The 17,145-nt window shown below is 36.2% G+C and carries 15 protein-coding genes; 6 read left to right on the top strand and 9 right to left on the bottom strand.

Features of this window, described 5'->3' with window-relative positions; genetic code table 11:
* The first annotated feature begins 36 nt into the window (after window positions 1-36).
* Together C4F50_RS05380 and C4F50_RS05375 are read left to right on the top strand one after the other, a co-directional pair.
* Window positions 37-1,818: an amidohydrolase gene (locus C4F50_RS05380; RefSeq protein WP_193845387.1), complete on the top strand. Its 1,782-nt coding sequence runs from the start codon at window positions 37-39 to the stop codon at window positions 1,816-1,818.
* 2 nt (window positions 1,819-1,820) lie between these two features.
* Window positions 1,821-2,240, top strand: a complete 420-nt coding sequence (locus C4F50_RS05375; RefSeq protein WP_193845386.1) for a DoxX family protein — start codon at window positions 1,821-1,823, stop codon at window positions 2,238-2,240.
* A gap of 189 nt (window positions 2,241-2,429) precedes the next feature.
* Here the strand turns inward: C4F50_RS05375 and C4F50_RS05370 are convergent, their stop codons facing one another.
* A complete protein-coding gene (locus C4F50_RS05370; protein WP_193845385.1) occupies window positions 2,430-4,388 on the bottom strand; it encodes a sigma 54-interacting response regulator in 1,959 nt (652 codons plus the stop codon).
* Between the two features lie 279 nt (window positions 4,389-4,667).
* Here C4F50_RS05370 and C4F50_RS05365 point away from each other — a divergent pair, with 279 nt between their 5' ends.
* A complete protein-coding gene (locus tag C4F50_RS05365; RefSeq protein ID WP_193845384.1) occupies window positions 4,668-7,106 on the top strand; it encodes a sensor histidine kinase in 2,439 nt (812 codons plus the stop codon).
* 135 nt (window positions 7,107-7,241) lie between these two features.
* On the opposite strand, the gene C4F50_RS05360 is transcribed toward C4F50_RS05365, so the two are convergent.
* The 6 genes from C4F50_RS05360 to C4F50_RS05335 all read right to left on the bottom strand — a co-directional run bounded on the left by C4F50_RS05360 (window position 7,242) and on the right by C4F50_RS05335 (window position 12,166).
* Complete coding sequence (locus tag C4F50_RS05360; protein WP_193845383.1) at window positions 7,242-7,856, bottom strand: pyridoxamine 5'-phosphate oxidase family protein; 615 nt, start codon at window positions 7,854-7,856, stop codon at window positions 7,242-7,244.
* A gap of 226 nt (window positions 7,857-8,082) precedes the next feature.
* Window positions 8,083-9,066, bottom strand: coding sequence for a type I glyceraldehyde-3-phosphate dehydrogenase (locus tag C4F50_RS05355; protein WP_193845382.1), 984 nt, complete (start codon window positions 9,064-9,066; stop codon window positions 8,083-8,085).
* A gap of 11 nt (window positions 9,067-9,077) precedes the next feature.
* Window positions 9,078-9,842 carry a sulfite exporter TauE/SafE family protein gene (locus tag C4F50_RS05350; protein ID WP_193845381.1) on the bottom strand — a complete coding sequence of 255 codons (765 nt, stop codon included), beginning with the start codon at window positions 9,840-9,842 and terminating at the stop codon, window positions 9,078-9,080.
* Between the two features lie 40 nt (window positions 9,843-9,882).
* Window positions 9,883-10,296, bottom strand: coding sequence for a nuclear transport factor 2 family protein (locus tag C4F50_RS05345; protein WP_193845380.1), 414 nt, complete (start codon window positions 10,294-10,296; stop codon window positions 9,883-9,885).
* A gap of 18 nt (window positions 10,297-10,314) precedes the next feature.
* Entirely contained in the window at window positions 10,315-11,181 is an 867-nt protein-coding gene (locus tag C4F50_RS05340; protein ID WP_193845379.1) for an alpha/beta fold hydrolase, read from the bottom strand.
* Window positions 11,182-11,323: 142 nt separating this feature from the next.
* Window positions 11,324-12,166, bottom strand: coding sequence for a helix-turn-helix domain-containing protein (locus tag C4F50_RS05335; RefSeq protein WP_193845378.1), 843 nt, complete (start codon window positions 12,164-12,166; stop codon window positions 11,324-11,326).
* 292 nt (window positions 12,167-12,458) lie between these two features.
* Here C4F50_RS05335 and C4F50_RS05330 point away from each other — a divergent pair, with 292 nt between their 5' ends.
* From C4F50_RS05330 to C4F50_RS05320, 3 genes are all read left to right on the top strand, one after another.
* A complete protein-coding gene (locus C4F50_RS05330) occupies window positions 12,459-12,809 on the top strand; it encodes a VOC family protein (RefSeq protein WP_228011958.1) in 351 nt (116 codons plus the stop codon).
* Between the two features lie 136 nt (window positions 12,810-12,945).
* On the top strand, window positions 12,946-13,404 hold the full coding sequence (locus C4F50_RS05325) for an RNA methyltransferase (protein WP_193845377.1): 459 nt from the start codon (window positions 12,946-12,948) through the stop codon (window positions 13,402-13,404).
* Between the two features lie 107 nt (window positions 13,405-13,511).
* Complete coding sequence (locus C4F50_RS05320) at window positions 13,512-14,108, top strand: DUF6624 domain-containing protein (RefSeq protein WP_193845376.1); 597 nt, start codon at window positions 13,512-13,514, stop codon at window positions 14,106-14,108.
* 78 nt (window positions 14,109-14,186) lie between these two features.
* Here the strand turns inward: C4F50_RS05320 and C4F50_RS05315 are convergent, their stop codons facing one another.
* Window positions 14,187-14,708: a DUF3347 domain-containing protein gene (locus C4F50_RS05315; RefSeq protein ID WP_193845375.1), complete on the bottom strand. Its 522-nt coding sequence runs from the start codon at window positions 14,706-14,708 to the stop codon at window positions 14,187-14,189.
* Window positions 14,705-17,143, bottom strand: a complete 2,439-nt coding sequence (locus tag C4F50_RS05310; protein WP_193845374.1) for a zinc-dependent metalloprotease — start codon at window positions 17,141-17,143, stop codon at window positions 14,705-14,707. The genes C4F50_RS05315 and C4F50_RS05310 overlap by 4 nt, the downstream gene beginning before the upstream one ends.
* Window positions 17,144-17,145 lie beyond the last annotated feature (2 nt).

The following is a 17,145-nucleotide window of genomic DNA, read 5'->3' as shown; positions in this document are numbered from 1 at the left end:
CCAGAGGCGCAAGTCTCTGGTTTTAATTTTATAAATATGACTACACTTACTAAGTTTCTCATTGTGTTTTGTTTTGTTGGCTCGTCTTTTATTGCAGCGGCACAGAAAAAAGCTTCTCTTATTATTATTAATGCTAAAGTGATTACTTTGAATGATGTGGCGCCTCAAGCTGAGGCGATAGCCATAAGTAAGGATATCATTACTGCTGTTGGTACAAATGATCAGGTTTTAAAATATAAATCCAGCAAAACAATTACAATTGATGCAAAAGGAAAAACGGTTATCCCAGGTTTATATGATTCGCATCTTCACGTCATTCGTGGCGGTCGTTTTTATACTACTGAATTGCGCTGGGACGGTGTAAAAACTTTAGCCCGAGCATTAGAATTATTAAAAGAACAAGCTCAAAGAACACCGCAAGGTCAATGGGTGCGCGTTGTGGGCGGCTGGACTGAATATCAATTTGAAGAAAAAAGAAAACCTACGCTGGCCGAAATCAACGAAGCGGCAGGAAACACGCCGGCATTTATTTTAAACCTTTATGGAGAAGCCTATTTAAACCAGGCAGGAATTAAAAAATTAGGGATTAACGAAGACACACCAAACCCAACTGGCGGCTTAATTCAAAAAGATCGTTTTGGTCAGCCGACTGGACTTTTGGTCGCAGAACCCAATGCCTTTATATTGTATGCTACTTTGGCGAAACTTCCTGAATTAACGGCTTTAGAAAAAGTAAATTCGACCCAATTATTTATGTCCGAATTAAATTCATTAGGCGTAACCAGTGTTATGGATGCAGGAGGCGGTTTTCAAAATTTCCCGGACGATTATGCCATTACAGATTCACTTTCAAAAATAAAGCAGCTTACGGTTCGCCTGCCTTATTATCTTTTTGCACAACGGCCGGGAAAAGAATTGGAAGACTACAACAAATGGATTTCGATGGTCGATATTGACGCACATGTTCATGACGATAAACCAACAGAATATTATGTTCAGGGTGGCGGTGAAAATCTCGTGGCTTCTGGAGGAGATTTTGAGAATTTCACCAAACCGCGTCCAGAATTACTGCCTGTAATGGAAAATCAATTGAAAAACGTAATCAGAACTTTGATTCAAAACCGCTGGCCTTTCCGTCTGCATGCTACTTATGACGAAAGTATTGTCCGGTTTTTGAATGTAATTGAAGAAGTCAATAAAGAAACGCCGTTAAAAGATTTGGTTTGGTTCTTTGATCATGCAGAAACAGTGTCTGATGAAAGCGTTATGCGAATAAAAAAATTGGGCGGCGGCATTGCTATTCAGCATCGTATGGCGTATCAGGCGGAAACTTTTATTTCGCGTTACGGAAAAAAAGCGGCTTTAAATGCACCGCCCATTCGCAAAATGCTTGATTTAGGAATAAAAGTCGGCGGCGGCACAGATGGTACGCGGGTTGCCAGCTACAATCCGTGGGTAGGTTTGTATTGGCTTGTGACTGGGAAATCTCTTGGCGGCATTGAATTTACGGCACCCGAAAACCAATTGGACAGAATCACGGCTTTGAAGATTTATACACAAGGCAGTGCTTCCTTAATTCGACAGGAAAAAGACAGAGGAACCATTAAAGCCGGTTATCTCGCAGATCTCGCCATACTTTCTGATGATTACCTGACGATTGAAGCCGAAAAAATTAAAGACATTTCTTCTCATTTAACGATTCTGGACGGAAAAGCAGTTTACGGCGCAGGCGAATTCTTGAAATTTGCGCCTGTAATTCCTAAAGCTTTACCCGATTGGAGTCCTGTAAATTATTATGGCGGCTATCAAAAAAATTAAGTATGAAAGAACACTTTCTCTCCTATATGTGCTCAAATCGTAATTTGAGACATTTTGCTTTGCTTTGTTTTAGAGCGGCCATTTCGTTTGAGCTGTTGATTGCTCATGGTTTAAAAAAAATCGGAATCGGGGTCACCATGGCTGAGACCGTGCCGAATCCTTTGGGATTACCCGAATTTTTAAACCAGGCTTTTGCTATAGTCGCCAATATTATTATGCCGTTGTTTATAGCTGCGGGATTATTTACAAAAATTGCGACGCTGCCTATTTTGGCAGTTACCTTAACGGGTTATTTCCTCGTACATTTTCAGGATCCAATAGCTGTAAAAGATGTTCCGTTTATGTACAGCGTTTGTTTTCTGTATATCATGATTGTCGGACCCGGAAAATTTTCTTTGGATTATTATCTTTTAAATAAATAAAATTATCCGCTGGATATAACGTATTAACTCTATTTTGACGCGGATTAGACGGATTCGTTTTCAAAAAAGACGCGGATAAAAACGGATTTTTTTAATACATAAATCCATTTTTATCCGCGTTTTGCGATAGCAGACCTGTTTAATCAGTGTGTTCTTTTATAAAAAAGTAAACTGACTTTTTATTTTTCTTTATTGATTTAAACTGTTTACGCCCAGCTTTTTCATTTTAGAATATAAAGTAGAAGCCGGAATATTTAAAATCTCTGCAGCACCGCCTTTACCTGATATTTTTCCTTTACATCTTTTTAGAATATAGGTAATGTAATCGCGTTCGTTTTCGTGAATACTCTGAATCAAAAATTCCTGTGTTTTTTCTTCTCCTTCATTTTTAGAAATACCCGGCAATGGCACTTCATTTATTATAGAATCTCCATTGAGCAAAATAGCCCTTTGCACGATATGTTCTAATTCTCTTATATTTCCAGGCCATTCATAATTTTCCATTTGCTGCAGTGCATGATCCGAAATCTGCGCCGCTTTTTTGCCTAATGACGCGCTGAATGTATTTATAAAATGAGATACCAATGCGGGAATATCTTCTCTTCTTTCTCTAAGTGACGGTACAGTTATCGGGAATACATGAAGTCTGTAATACAAATCAAGTCTAAAACGTCCGGCAGCAATTTCTTCTTCCAGATTTCGGTTGGTTGCCGCTATGATGCGGACATTCACTTTTATAGGCAGAGTGCCTCCTACTCTTTCGATTTCTTTTTCTTGTAAAACCCGCAGTAATTTAATCTGCATGAGCATCGGCATTTCGCCAATTTCATCCAGAAAGATGGTACCGCCGTCAGCCGCTTCAAATTTTCCGATTCGTTTTTCTAATGCTCCTGTAAAAGAACCTTTTTCGTGGCCAAAGAAAAGTGATTCTGCCAGATTATCCGGAACTGCACCGCAATTGATCACCACTAAAGGTTTGTTTTTTCTCGGCGACAGCTGATGAATGCTCTGCGCTACTTTTTCTTTACCCGTACCGCTTTCGCCCAATATTAAAACAGAGGTTTCAGAATGCGCTACTTTTTGAATATGATCAAAAACAGTGAGTATTTTTTTACTGCTCCCAATCATCGAACAAAATTCAGGGGCATTTTCTTTGACCGTAGCCGGAGCCTGCTTTGGGGCAATTGCATTGGTGCTGACTACGGCTCTTTTATGCGTATTCATTGCGGAAACAAAGGCTGCAAATGTGGTCTCTAATTTTGTTAAAAACGCTAAATGTTCATTTGTAAAGCAATTTGAATTTCTACAGAAAAAGAAAAAATTAAATACGCCTTGATCTTCAATCCGAACAGGGAAAGCTATAAATGATTTAAGGCCAAAAGACTGTACAATCATTCTTTTAATAAGCGAATTTTGAAATATTTCTGTGAACGAATCTCCTTCATAAATCTTTGGAAACTCTAGTTTTGGAGATTTTTCTTTTAAATCAAATAATTCTTGTTTGGTCTTTCCTGTAATTTTAGAAAATTTAGCTGCATCGATAATTTCGTAATTGTCAAAATTTTTCCGCAGCAGTCCAATCGGATTAAGATCGTCCTGAATAAATCCAGCGCGGACGTAATCAAACGGAATATAAGTCTGCAGTACCTGCGCGAGCTGCAATAAGGCAGTTTCCCATTTTACAGAAGATTGACTAATGGCTTCTATACCTTCTCTCACTATATTTTCTTCCTGCGAATGTGACTCAATCGAATGTTTATGACGGTAACAAGCTATTTCTAAAGTGATTAAAACATCTTTTGGTCTAAAAGGTTTTACTATAAAACCATAAGGATGGGTTTTCTTGGCTTCTTCTAATATGGATTTGTTTGAATTAGCGGACAAATAGATAAACCCTATATGATTCTTATTTAACTCTTTAGCCAGATCAATTCCGGTTTCTTTTCCTTTTAATCGAATGTCTAAAAAAACTAAATCTGGTTTTTCTATTGCGATCGCTTCTAAAGCTTGAGATACGGATTTTGCAACACCCATTACTTGATAATCTGCTTTTTGAAGAATAAATCGTAAATCATTAGCTTCAATAAATTGATCTTCAACAATAAGTATTTTCATTTTTTTATTTTCGGTATTATTTTGAAATTCCATACTATATATTTTAAACGGGAATAAGGTGGTTGCGACATTAAAATTAAGAAAAATGTTAATAAAACATTTAATTAAGAAAGAAAAAAATCATTTAAATCGACTTGTTTTATCAGTATAGTATTTTTAAGCCAATATCTTTGAGAACAAATCAAAAACAACATTGATTATCAGTTATTTACACATAAAACTTTAATAGTAAAAAAGTGAAAATGATATTTTGAAAATGCGGATTTAAGTTCTATTTTAACACTTTCTTACCACGACAATTTATATCCAAAAATGAAGACAATTTATCTTTTGAGTTTTTTTATGGTTCTTACGTTTCACAGCTATAGCCAAACCAAAAATGGCACTGAAAACTATGATGTCAAAAAAAACAGACTGCTCATTAAAACAACCGGAATGTATTTATTTTCTGTCAATCAGGGAGCTGTAAATATCGACAGCGCGATGGTTTTGACTTGTGCCGCTAATAAAGTTCCTGTTTCATTTTCTTATGACGAAGGATTTAATGATGGAAAACCAGTACCGGGGAGCGAAATGGTGGATCAAAATAATATAACAGGTGCGCTGAAAGTACTTTCTAAACTGGAAAAAACAGAACGCATAAAGTTATTATTGTATTTGGGGAGTCATTATTTGTTTCTGCCCAGCGAGAAAAAAGAAGATCTTCAAAATGCCTTTTTGTATAGTAAGCAAGCTCTTGAAGCCAGTAAGCTACTTGGCGATTTAAAATGGCAAAATCAAAGCAGAATACTTTTGGCAAAATATTATGCAAAAGCCGGAAATCTGGTAGAAAGCAAAAAGATTTTTTCGACTGTGGTTAACGAAAATAGAAAAGCAAATGATAAAAAAGCTTTAGCGGAAGCGCTGCATGCTAAAGGATCTTATCTCGCAATTGATGACCCGGACAAAGAAAAAAACTTAGCGGAAGCGCGATTACTTTATAAATCACTGAATGAAAAAGAATTGGAGATTGAAATCTTAATGAAGATTTTGACAATACATTTCTGGTCCGGCGATCTTGATCTTGCAGAAAAAGAACTTTTGGCAGTTTATGAGATGCAGAAAAAAATAGGTTTTAAACATACACATTATACTACTGCGCCGCTTACGTTTATTTACACCTTAAGAAGCGATACCAAAAAGGCTCTTTATTATGCTATCGAAAGTGTCAAAACAGCCGAAACAACTCGTGATTACATTTGTGCTGATAATTTCTACCTGCATCTGGGAAATACGTACGGCTACATGGAACATAATGATGAAGCGCTTAAATTATTCAAAAAGAGCTTTGATAACCGAAAGCGAAGCATTAACAGCGGGAGCTGGCATAAAAGTTTGTACCTCATTATTGATGCACTTTGTGAGGAAAAAAGATATTCTGAAGCACTGAAATACATAAAGCTGACCGATACTTATCCTCCAAATAATAGTCTGGATGAATTTTTTCTGTCTTTTGCTAAAGCCTCTACTTTTCGCGAAATGCGTAATACTGCCGAAGCAGAAAAATTTTTCATCCAAATGGATCAAAAGGCACAGCATCTATTTTCGCAGCAAACCGCTTTACCAATACTATTTGGATATTCTAGAATGTCGCTTTTTTATGCAGAAAAAGGAAATGTTGCCAAAGCAAAAAGGTACGCCGACAAAGCTTTTGAGTTAGGTAAACAGGCCAACCACAAACCGGAATTTATAGATTTGGAATTATCTTTATTTAAAATCGATTCTACAAATGGAGATTACAATTCTTCAATCGTTCATTATCAGAATTATTCCAGGATAAAAGACTCGTTGTATGATATTTCTAAAAACAAGAAAATTGAAGAATTAAAGGTTGAATACGAGACACTGAACAAAGAAGAAAACATTAAAAAACTGGAAGGACAAAGCAAATTGCAGCAGAGCAAATTGGATAAATCCAGGCTTTTAATCAATTTTTCTGTGGGGATTATTCTGCTGCTTTTTGTAATTATTGGGTTATTCTACAATCATTATCAGTTAAAACAAAAAAACAACAGAAAATTAGAACTGAAAGAAAAAGAAATCAGTCTGCAGAATAAAAATCTTCAAAATTTACTGTTAGAAAAAGAATGGCTGATGAAAGAGATTCATCACAGAGTCAAAAACAATCTGCAGACGGTCATGAGTTTACTAAACTCTCAGACCGAATTTATAGAAGATGATCTGGCCCTTTCTACCATAAAAAGCAGTCAGCACAGAATTCATGCCATGTCGCTCATTCACCAGAAGTTGTATATGTCTGAGAATATTGCTTCTATAAACATGCCGATTTACATTCATGAATTGGTCGAATATTTAAGAGATGCATTTAATTTAAAACAGCGTATTCGCTTTGCTGTCGAAATTGAAGAACTGGAATTAGAAGTAACACAGGCCATTCCGCTTGGATTGATTATTAATGAAGCGGTTACCAACGCCATAAAATATGCTTTTCCGGATGATCAGAAAGGATTAATTTCGATCTCGCTTGCTGCAACCGAAACGAATCATTATCTTCTGACCATACGGGACAACGGAATAGGGATTCCAACTACAGCAGATCAAAATAATTCTTTTGGAATGAGTTTGATACAAGGCTTAAGTGAAGATCTGGAAGGTGCTTTTTCTGTAGAAAACAATAACGGAACTGTATTGCAGCTGTCTTTTGAAAAAGATATTTTAGATGTTTCTGAAATGATTTACAACGAATCGTAATATTTTGACGCAGTTTCCACGTATTCGTGATCATGAAAACGCGGATAAAAACGGATTTTTAATTTTATTATACAATCCGTTTTTATCCGCGCTTGCGCCAGAAATCTATTTTATCAATGTTTCTAAAAATAGACACTACTTTTTCGAAAGCAGCGCTTCTAAATCTTTAATCTGCTGTTCCAGATCGCTTATGCGCTTTTTCTGAAGATCAAAAACTTCTTTAACTTCTGCAACTGTAAAGCGGGGCGTTATGTGCTGCGGACAGTTCCAGTCGTAGGCTTTAATCTTGAAAACCATCATTTGTTCGGGTTTGAATTTATAATCCTCAGGCTGCAGCTTTTCGTACAAATCGCTGTCACTTTCGATATCAATAATTGATGCTTCTGCATAAATTTTTAACCTTGCCCTCTGCGGATAAGAAACCATAATAATCGCAACCCTTGAATTTTTAGAGATATTCCCGCTGGAAATATATTGGCGGTTTCCTGTAAAATCAACAATGCCAATGGTTTTGTTGTCAAGGATTTTTACAAATCCCTTTGGTCCGCCCCTGTGCTGTATGTACGGAAATTCGTTTTCTCCATAAGTAGCCATATAAAAACTGTCCATACTTTCTATAAAACCCATTTCCGATTCTGTTAAACCATCTGTATAAGATGTTTTTTCCATTCGGGCATAACTGCTTCGGCTTCCTTTTTTTTCCTGAATTTCTTTGATGGCATCGCTGAAAGCTAATTCTTGATAATTCATTTTGATCTTTTAATATTTGTTTTTCTGATTGCTTATTTTAACCGCAAGGCACGCCATGATTTTTTACTCCATATTATATTAATAAACCCAAAGTTCGCAAAGCGGCATCAACACATAACTTTGCGAACTTTGTGTTTTGCGAAAAAGCTATTTTTAAAATCTTTGCGTGCTTTGCGGTTAAATTGGCTTGCTTCTATTTTTATTTGAGAGTTTTCATTTTGTTCCATTACAACTCTTGAATCTGTCTGATCATCTGGTTGGTAAAACCCCACTCATTATCGTACCAAGCCATTACTTTTACCAAATCGCCGTCTACAACTCTGGTCATTTCAAGATCGACTGTTGCGGCAAAAGTATTTTTAATAATATCTGAAGAAACCAATTGTTCATTGCTGACATCTAAAACTTTCTGATATCTTGGCGTTTGCGCTTCTTCCGTTAAAACGGCATTAATTTCTTCTACGGTTGTGGCTCTTGCGGTTACAAAAGTAATATCTGATATAGAACCAATCGGCACCGGAACTCTTACTGCAATACCGTCAAATTTGCCCACAAATTCGGGTAATGCTTTTGTAACTGCCACAGCGGCACCAGTTGCAGCGGGTGCAGAATTAAGCCCTGCGGCACGCCCCATTCTTGGCTCTTTTTTTGAAGGTGCATCAACCAAAGTCTGCGAAGCGGTATATGCATGAGTCGTGTTCAAAATCGCTTTTTTGATACCGATACGTCGTCCCAGAATTTCTATAATAGGTCCGATATTATTGGTCGTACAGCTTCCGCAAGAGAAAACAGCTATTTTGCCTTCTTCTGTATTTACGCCATGAACAATTGTCGGCGTATCTTTTGTCGGACCCGAAATCACCACAAATTTAGCTCCGGCATGCAAATGTTTTTCGGCATCAGGTTTATTGGTAAAAAAGCCCGTACTTTCGATCACGACGTCTACATTAAGCGATTTCCACGGGAGTTCTGCAGGATCTTTGATCGCAGTATATTCTATGGCCTTTCCATCCACAAAGATAGTATTATCTTTAAAGCTGACTTCTTTTTCATACTTACCGTAAACGCTGTCTCTCTGCAGCAGGTAAACGGCATTTTCGATACTCATTAGATCGTTAATACCTACTACTTCCAGCTCTGGAGTATCTGTTATAACTTTTAAAGCAGCGCGGCCAATTCGTCCAAAACCATTAATTGCAATTCTTTTCATAAAATATAGATTTAAATTATATCCAAAAAATAAAGTGTTACCGTGGCTCCATAAACAATCGCATTTCTTTTTATCAGTACGGTATTCATTCTTTCTTTCCACGCATTTCCCAAAAAACCTCCTGCAATAGAACCCGCCATCATAACAAGAGCAAAAGGCCAGAAAATAAGTCCCGATTCAATAAAAATAAGTATTGCAATTCCGTTATTTACGGCAATCAAGACCAGACTTAATCTCTCTAAAGTCTCGTTATTTTTGATTCCGTAAAAGCGCAATAAAAGAAATAACAGCATTCCCATTCCGGCGCCAAAATAACCTCCGTAAATACCCAGTATAAAAAGCGGAATTAGTTTTACAGGCGTATAAGTAAATTTTCTTATTAACTGATTATCAGAATTAAACAAGTTAAATATACGATTATAAAACGTAAAAAGAATCCAGCTGCATAACAATAAAAATGGTGCAATGGTTTCGAACACTTTTGGTGAAAAAGCAATGAGCAGAACGGCTCCCAAAATTCCTCCTAAAGTACAGGCAGCAAGCATGTAATTAAAATGTGTTTTGGAAATCTCTCCTGTCTTTTGTACGGATTTGGATGAAGCAAGAAAACCCGACCAGAGAACGATTGTGGTAGTTGCCGTTCCTGGTACAGGTTGTATTCCTCTAAAAATTAGACTTGGAAAAATAATAAACCAGCCGCCGCCAATGGTGACATTTACAGCGCCGCCAATAACGGCCATTACAAATAGAAATAAAAGTTCTAGATAGGTATTCATATTATTTTCAATCTAAAGTTGTTTGGTTATGGTTTGAAAATTATTTCAATTGTCTGTCCTTTTCTTCGATTTCCAAATCGTTTATGCTGGCAAATCTTCTTGCCATTAAACCATTTTCATCAAATTCCCAGTTCTCATTACCGTAAGCTCTAAACCATTTTCCCTGCTGATTCTTATATTCGTATACAAACCGAACCGCAATTCGATTATCGGTATGCGCCCAATATTCTTTTTTCAGTTTATAGTCCAGTTCTTTGTGCCATTTGCCTGTCAAAAAAGCTACGATTTGCTCCCGTCCGTTAATAAATTCGGATCGGTTGCGCCATTCACTATTTACGGTATAGGCTTTAGAAACACGTTCTGGATCTCTGCTGTTCCAGGCATCCTCTGCCAATTGTATTTTTTCTAATGCCGTTTCTAAAGTAAATGGCGGTAATGGATGTTTTTGTTCCATCTTGATTGTTTTTTAGATTTATTTTGACACTTTTCTATCTAAGAAATCTTCAATCAGCTCGCCAATTTCAACACCATAACTTTCTAAAGCAAAATGTCCTGTTTCAAAGAGATGAAATTCCAGATTTTTTAAGTCTTTTTTGAAAGCTTCTGCTCCTACGCCCGGAAATATATAATCGTCTTTCCCGTAAACGATCAATGTTTCTGGCTGGTATTTTCTAAAATATTCCTGAAACTGCGGATACAATACTACATTGGTTTGATAGTCATAAAACATCGCCAATTGGATTTCATTATTTTCTGGACGTTCTAAATGTCTCAAGTCAATTTCCCAATTATCTGGAGAAATAAGTTCTGGATTGGGAACATTGTGTGTGTACTGCCATTTTAAACCGTCCAGGCTATGAAAACCCTGCAGAGTATTTGACGCTTCTTTGTTGTTTATGTCTTTCCAATACGCTTTAAACGGATCCCAGAATGCTTCAAGACCTTCCTCATAAGCACAGCCGTTTTGGATGATTAAACTGTCTATTTTTTCTGGATTGACAGTCGCAATTCTAAATCCGATTGGAGCACCATAATCCATTAGATACAAACTGTATTTTTGAATGTCCAATTCTTTTAAAAGCTGTGTCATGATAGCGGCTATATTTTCGAACGTATATTTGAATTCGGCTATTGGCGGCTGTTCGCTTCTTCCGTAACCTGGATAATCGGGAGCGATTAAATGGTATTTGTCGGACAGGTCTGTTATCAGATTTCTAAACATGTGAGAAGAAGTTGGATAACCGTGCAGTAATAACAAAGTTGGATTTTTCTTGTCTCCTGCTTCTCTGTAAAAAATTTCAACTCCGTTGATTTTCTTGGTGTGGTAAGTTGTTTTCATAGGTTTAATTTGATGATTAATTAAAAGTGTATTTGTTACAATACAAATATGCGACACCTAATAATCAATATCTTAAACACATTTTCCCGATGACTTAACGATTTTTCCTTCATTTCAAATTATTAATTATTAAGAAACAGATTTACAGCTGATTGGAAGCAAAACGGCTTCTTTCGCGGTATTGTATTGGAGACAAACCTTCCTTATTTTTAAAAAACCGGCTAAAGGTTTGTATGTCTTCATAACCAAGATCGTAAGCAATCTCTTTTATGGATTTTGTGGTATGAAAAATCTGCTTGCGTGCGTGGACCATAATTCTCTCGTGAATGATGTCAATCGGTGTTCGGTCTGATAATGACGAAAATATATTGGATAATGTCTTTGGAGATTTATTAAGCTTTGAGGCATAAAAAGCGACATCGTGATGTTTTGCAAAATAGTTTTCAACCAAAAATCTAAAGTCTCTCAAAATATCTGCTTCTCTCCCTCCAGAAATCGTTTTATTTTCTTTGTTTAATTTTCTGGCACACAGAATAATAATTTGTTTTAAGATCGATTGGAGCATTTCGTATTGCAGATTGTCTTTCGATTTCATTTCAATACAAAAGATATCCCAGGAATTTTCAAAAGCCAAAAGCTCATTTTCTTCAATTGATACTATTGGAACACTGGTTACGTTAAAAAACAAGGCGCCTTTTAAACTATTTTCGACTTCTGTGCCCATGTGATTTATAAAAGGAAGATTGAACTTTATTAATCTTGCCGACTCAAAACTTGTGTCTTCAATTTTATGATGATTGGTAAGAATGATAATATCGTTTTTGGACAACTTATATCCTATTTGATTTACCACAATACTCGTAGAACTGCCTCTATTCCAAACAAAAGTCATATCGGTCGAGCTTATATCAAAAGCTGCAGATTTACTGGATTTGGTTAGCTCTGTAACTTTTAAAAATTCAAGCGTGTTGTTTTCATAAACCATGATCAATAACTTTAAGGTGTTTGTTTAAGTCAATCAAGCCAAAACGCATACCAAAAAGCCTAACTTATGAATATCAAGCTGTTTCCTGATAATGCAGGTAAAAAACCCTCGAAATAAAAGAAAAAATAAGACTGCTGTCGAAATATCGAGACTCCTTCCAAGATAAAATCACGATGATTCGAAATGTCCGAAGCACTACAAAAACAGAGATCATTTTAAAATAATTACGCCCAAAGGGTTATCTTTAAACTCTATTTCATCTTTGAACTGATCAACTTTTAAAATAAATTGTATGGTGAATTTTCGACTTTTAGTTTTACGAACAGACGATTTAAAAAAACTGGCCTCTTTTTACAGCCTATTCGGACTTGAGTTTGATTATCACAAACACGGCAATTCTCCTTTTCATTATTCGGCCGAAATGGGTCAGATGGTTCTGGAAATTTATCCGCTGGCAAAAGAGCAGGCTAATCCGGACCTTAATTTACGTCTGGGTTTTGCAATTGATGATTTTGATGACGTTATTCTTAAGTTAAAGGAAAATGGAACTGCATTTGTCTTAGAACCAAAAGAAACCGATTTTGGATTTATGACGATTATTGTTGATCCTGACGGAAGAAAAGTAGAATTGTATAAAAATTAGTTTTCCAAAAAATAAACATTAGCTATAGCCCAGAGTAAAGTAAAATCGATCAGCCGATCCGATTTAATTTTTAAAAGTATCATCAGTTCCTGAGATAAAATTGATTTATCTGCTTACAGTTTGTATTTTTGTTTTTATGAATGACAATTTTATAAATGAATATTTTGGCATAGGAATACAAAATGGTAAAACGCCAGAAAACTTAGGGGTTTTGTGGCGGTCTGCTCAAAATTTAGGCGCTACTTTTATCTTTACTATCGGCAATCGATATGCCAAACAAGCGTGTGATACTCATGACGCCATAAAAGCAATTCCTTATTTTCATTATGATACTTTTGAAGCTTTTTTTGAAAATTTACCAAAAGGAGCGCGATTAGTGGGGGTTGAATTAAATGAAAAAGCATCTGATTTAGAAACCTTTGAACATCCAAGACGCTGTGTGTATATACTGGGTGCAGAAGATCATGGTTTATCAAAAAAAGTGATGGAAAAATGCCATCATTTAGTCAAATTTAAATCGGTAAAAAGTTTAAATGTTGCGGTTGCAGGAACGATTATAATGTACGATAGAAATTTGGCTAAACCGCGTTCTTAAAATAAAAAAAGCTTTCTATTTTATTTAAATTATCGCCTACATTCAATTTTTATCGCATCAAGAACAGTCTCAGGAAGCTATTTTTCTAAATCTTAACTTTCATCAAAATGGAATATCAAAAATTTGCGGAGACAATAATCAGTCTTAAGAATAAAGATTTAGAATTTAGGGAAACACTGATCGCTGCTAAAAAACTTGGCGATGGCTATAATGCAGAAATGGAAATACTACACAACCAAAATGCTGCAGTCTTAAATGAAATAATCGACCAAATGGGTTATCCGACAATCGATAAAGTCGGGAAAGAAGCTAGTGAAGCGGCTTGGCTTGTAATTCAACATGCTGTCAGCCAACCTGAATTTATGAAAAAATGCCTGAAATTGTTGGCATATGCGGTTCATGAAAATAAGGCTTCTGAAATTAATCTCGCTTATCTGACGGACCGAATAGCTGTTTTTGAAAATAAACCACAGCTCTACGGAACTCAATTTGACTGGGATGAAAATGGATTGTTAAGTCCGAATACTTTTGATGATTTAGAAAGCGTCAATCAAAGAAGAAAAAGAATCGGCTTGAACTCACTTGAAGAACAGACCGAAAGTATCAGAACTCGTTCCAAAAACGAAAATCAATCTGTTCCAGAAGATCTTGAAGTACGAAAACTTGAAATTTATGAGTGGAAAAAAAGAGTGGGCTGGATTTAAATTGATGCATTTGATAGAAAAATAAATACGGCTTCTTATTCAGAAAACCGTACTTACCAAACTAATCAAAATAAATTTTTATATACTTCCTTTGACTTCACCGCAAGTCAGCATATTTTTTGGATAATAAGGATTTTTGATGTCCTTACTGTCACTGGTCCAAACAGCGCCTGTCATTGGACAGACCTGCAGGTATAAGGTGGCATCTTCTGCTTTAAATTTTGGTGCCTGTTCCCAATATTTCGCAGAAAGCGTTTCAAAAATTTTACGCTGTTTGTTGATGTTTTTAGTTGCTGTAAGCTGCGAAGCCAATTCGATGATTTCTTTTCTTATTGTTGTTGCTTCATTCATCTTTTCAAGCGTCAGCTTTTTGAATTTGAAATTTTTCAACGATTTTTTCAATTCTTCTGCATTCTTAACAACTGCAAGGCTGTCAGAAGTTAAAAAACTGTTTTTTAGAGCCAGATAATTTTTAGTAATTTCCTTTTTTTCTGTTTCGCGTTTTGCGACCAATTCAGGAACTACTTCTTCTTTTGATGTCAATTGTGCATTAACCAGCGTGCTTAAGAAAATGAATGTTATAACGAATGCTCTTTTCATAATGTAGGTTTATCTAATTTTGTAATGATTTTATCTATTTCTAACAATATATTTTCGTAATGATCTTTATTAAATCCAGTTGATGCGTTCATCGATTTGGCAACCTCTGTTTTTAATTTTAAAAGATGCTGTTTGCCATATAATCTCACATCGCTTCTTTGCGCAGTATTTAAAGCTCTTCCTGGTTCGGTTTCTTTAGGAAGCAGCAGTAATCCTAATTTCTCGATGTAACCGCGCTGCAAGCTTCTTCTATAAAAATCCTGTTTTTCGTTACCGCTGAACTTTACCCAAACTGTCTGCTGTAAATCGTTTAAAAACTCTGGAACTGTATAAGCTCCTTCTGACTGCATGGTTTTAAGGCTGATATTATAAAGCATTCCAGAACTTAAAAGCATATTTAAGACTTGGTTCTGCTGCTCCGAAATCTGATCTGTCGTTTTTAAACCAATAAGCTGCTCAATATCCTGTGGATACATCCAAAGAGGTGCTTCGAAAAGCTGTCTTCCTACATATCCAATAGCCGCTTTTACTTTTGCCTTTGGAACTGCTTGGTATACAATACCTTTTTCATCAACTGTTCTTTTGGTGATGTAATTACTGCCAATATATTTCAGTACATGGTACAAATACAGGCCGTATTGCTTTACAACTGCTTTGTGCATATCAGATAAATTATCATAAGGATCATTCGGCTGATACGTCCATTCTATAAGATTCGGTACGACACGTTTTAAGTTTTTGATTCCGTAATCACTCGCCAATACGGCATCATCACCAATATCTTCTTTCTGGCTGCGCGGATCTTCATCTTTGCCTTCGCCCCCAAACCATAATTTTGGATTTGCAGTCAGACTGTCTGTCGTCATTTTGTGAAGTAATTTTTCTTCTTCAAATTCATCATCTGTTTTAGAAAAATAGCTGTAACCCCATTTTATAGCCCATTTGTCGTAGGCACCAATACGCGGGTAAATTCCCTCTGGACTAATATTATCTTCTGGCTGCGCTACATAGTTAAAACGTGCATAATCCATTATAGAAACGGTGTGTCCATTGGCTTCTACCCATTTTTTATCTCTCAGTTTTTCTACTGGTGTAGCACTGCTGGCTCCCATATTATGACGCAGTCCAATGGTATGTCCAATTTCATGAGAAGAAACAAAACGGATTAACTGCCCCATCAATTCATCATCCAAATGCATTTTTCTGGCTCTCGCGTCCAAAGGTCCAGCCTGAATCATGTACCATCTCTGCACCAATTTCATCACATTATGATACCATCCTACATGACTTTCTATAATCTCGCCGCTTCTAGGATCGCTTATTCTTGGTCCGTAGGCATTTGGCGTTTCTGATGCATAATATCGTACTACCGAATATCTGGCATCTTCTAAGCTCATAGAAGGGTCATTTTCAGGCCATTCTTTACCAATAATGGCATTTTTAAAACCTGCCGCTTCAAAAGCTTTGTTCCAATCGTTGATTCCTGCAATTAAATAAGGTCTCCATTTTTTTGGCGTTGCAGGATCAATGTAATAGACGATTTGTTTTTTAGGTTCGACCAATTCGCCTTTTAAATATTTCTTAAGGTCTTTGTCTTTTGGCTCCAAACGATAACGCTGAATGATATATTTGGTTTGGGCACGCTGTTCTTCATCATCAAACAAAACATATTTATTGGCAAAATACCCTACTCTTTCGTCTGCAAAACGTTTGCGCATCGGTGTTTTCGGAAGCAATACAATCGAAGTATTTAACCGCAGTGTTATACTGCCGCTGCTTGCTGCTGTATTGGCATATGTTTTAGTCGTTTTTACTTCAATGTTGATGGGATAAGAATCGATTCCTTCAATAAACGATTTATCATCTGCAAGCGAAGTCAGTTTTTTTTCTGTTTTCTGTTTACTTTCTAAAGAAAACACCGGATTGTCTTTCTTAAAAACATCGGTGATCTCTACAACAATATTTCCAGTATCCGGATTAGTTGTTTTGATCGGAAAAGCAGCCACAATCGGATTTTCGTTACTTCCTGCCATTGCTTTTGCCAGCGCAGAATCCGAAGAACGAACATCTTGTTTGTATTGCAGTGATCTTAAAAACACATTGTTATTAGGTCCTTTTTCAAAATAAACAGTCTGCTCATTGGCTTTCTCGCCGCCAAAATCTCCAAAACCTTCTGGAGTAGCAATATAACGAGTTACAACGAGCATGTATCTGTTAAATAAACTATCTGGAATTTGAAAATAAAATTTAGTATCCACCTGACTTACAGTAAAAAGACCTTTTTTACTTTTGGCTTTATCCGTAATAATTTTATTATACGGCTGCATGCCTTTTGGCTGTGTACTAGTACTGTCTGCTTTCTTTTCAGGAGTTTGAGCAAAACCATGCTGCTGCGCGGCAGTCAGCATGATTAGTAAAATAAATAGTTTTTTCATCG

Source organism: Flavobacterium hungaricum (genome assembly GCF_015182285.1).
GTDB lineage: Bacteria > Bacteroidota > Bacteroidia > Flavobacteriales > Flavobacteriaceae > Flavobacterium > Flavobacterium hungaricum.
This window is presented reverse-complemented; position numbering and strand designations above follow the sequence as displayed.

What these genes read in the sequence shown, in the direction of transcription:
- C4F50_RS05380 (WP_193845387.1), top strand. Translation starts at nt 37, where the DNA reads ATGACTACACTTACTAAGTTTCTCATTGTGTTTTGTTTTGTTGGCTCG.
- C4F50_RS05375 (WP_193845386.1), top strand. Translation starts at nt 1,821, where the DNA reads ATGAAAGAACACTTTCTCTCCTATATGTGCTCAAATCGTAATTTGAGA.
- C4F50_RS05370 (WP_193845385.1), bottom strand. Translation starts at nt 4,388, where the DNA reads ATGGAATTTCAAAATAATACCGAAAATAAAAAAATGAAAATACTTATT.
- C4F50_RS05365 (WP_193845384.1), top strand. Translation starts at nt 4,668, where the DNA reads ATGAAGACAATTTATCTTTTGAGTTTTTTTATGGTTCTTACGTTTCAC.
- C4F50_RS05360 (WP_193845383.1), bottom strand. Translation starts at nt 7,856, where the DNA reads ATGAATTATCAAGAATTAGCTTTCAGCGATGCCATCAAAGAAATTCAG.
- C4F50_RS05355 (WP_193845382.1), bottom strand. Translation starts at nt 9,066, where the DNA reads ATGAAAAGAATTGCAATTAATGGTTTTGGACGAATTGGCCGCGCTGCT.
- C4F50_RS05350 (WP_193845381.1), bottom strand. Translation starts at nt 9,842, where the DNA reads ATGAATACCTATCTAGAACTTTTATTTCTATTTGTAATGGCCGTTATT.
- C4F50_RS05345 (WP_193845380.1), bottom strand. Translation starts at nt 10,296, where the DNA reads ATGGAACAAAAACATCCATTACCGCCATTTACTTTAGAAACGGCATTA.
- C4F50_RS05340 (WP_193845379.1), bottom strand. Translation starts at nt 11,181, where the DNA reads ATGAAAACAACTTACCACACCAAGAAAATCAACGGAGTTGAAATTTTT.
- C4F50_RS05335 (WP_193845378.1), bottom strand. Translation starts at nt 12,166, where the DNA reads ATGGTTTATGAAAACAACACGCTTGAATTTTTAAAAGTTACAGAGCTA.
- C4F50_RS05330 (WP_228011958.1), top strand. Translation starts at nt 12,459, where the DNA reads ATGGTGAATTTTCGACTTTTAGTTTTACGAACAGACGATTTAAAAAAA.
- C4F50_RS05325 (WP_193845377.1), top strand. Translation starts at nt 12,946, where the DNA reads ATGAATGACAATTTTATAAATGAATATTTTGGCATAGGAATACAAAAT.
- C4F50_RS05320 (WP_193845376.1), top strand. Translation starts at nt 13,512, where the DNA reads ATGGAATATCAAAAATTTGCGGAGACAATAATCAGTCTTAAGAATAAA.
- C4F50_RS05315 (WP_193845375.1), bottom strand. Translation starts at nt 14,708, where the DNA reads ATGAAAAGAGCATTCGTTATAACATTCATTTTCTTAAGCACGCTGGTT.
- C4F50_RS05310 (WP_193845374.1), bottom strand. Translation starts at nt 17,143, where the DNA reads ATGAAAAAACTATTTATTTTACTAATCATGCTGACTGCCGCGCAGCAG.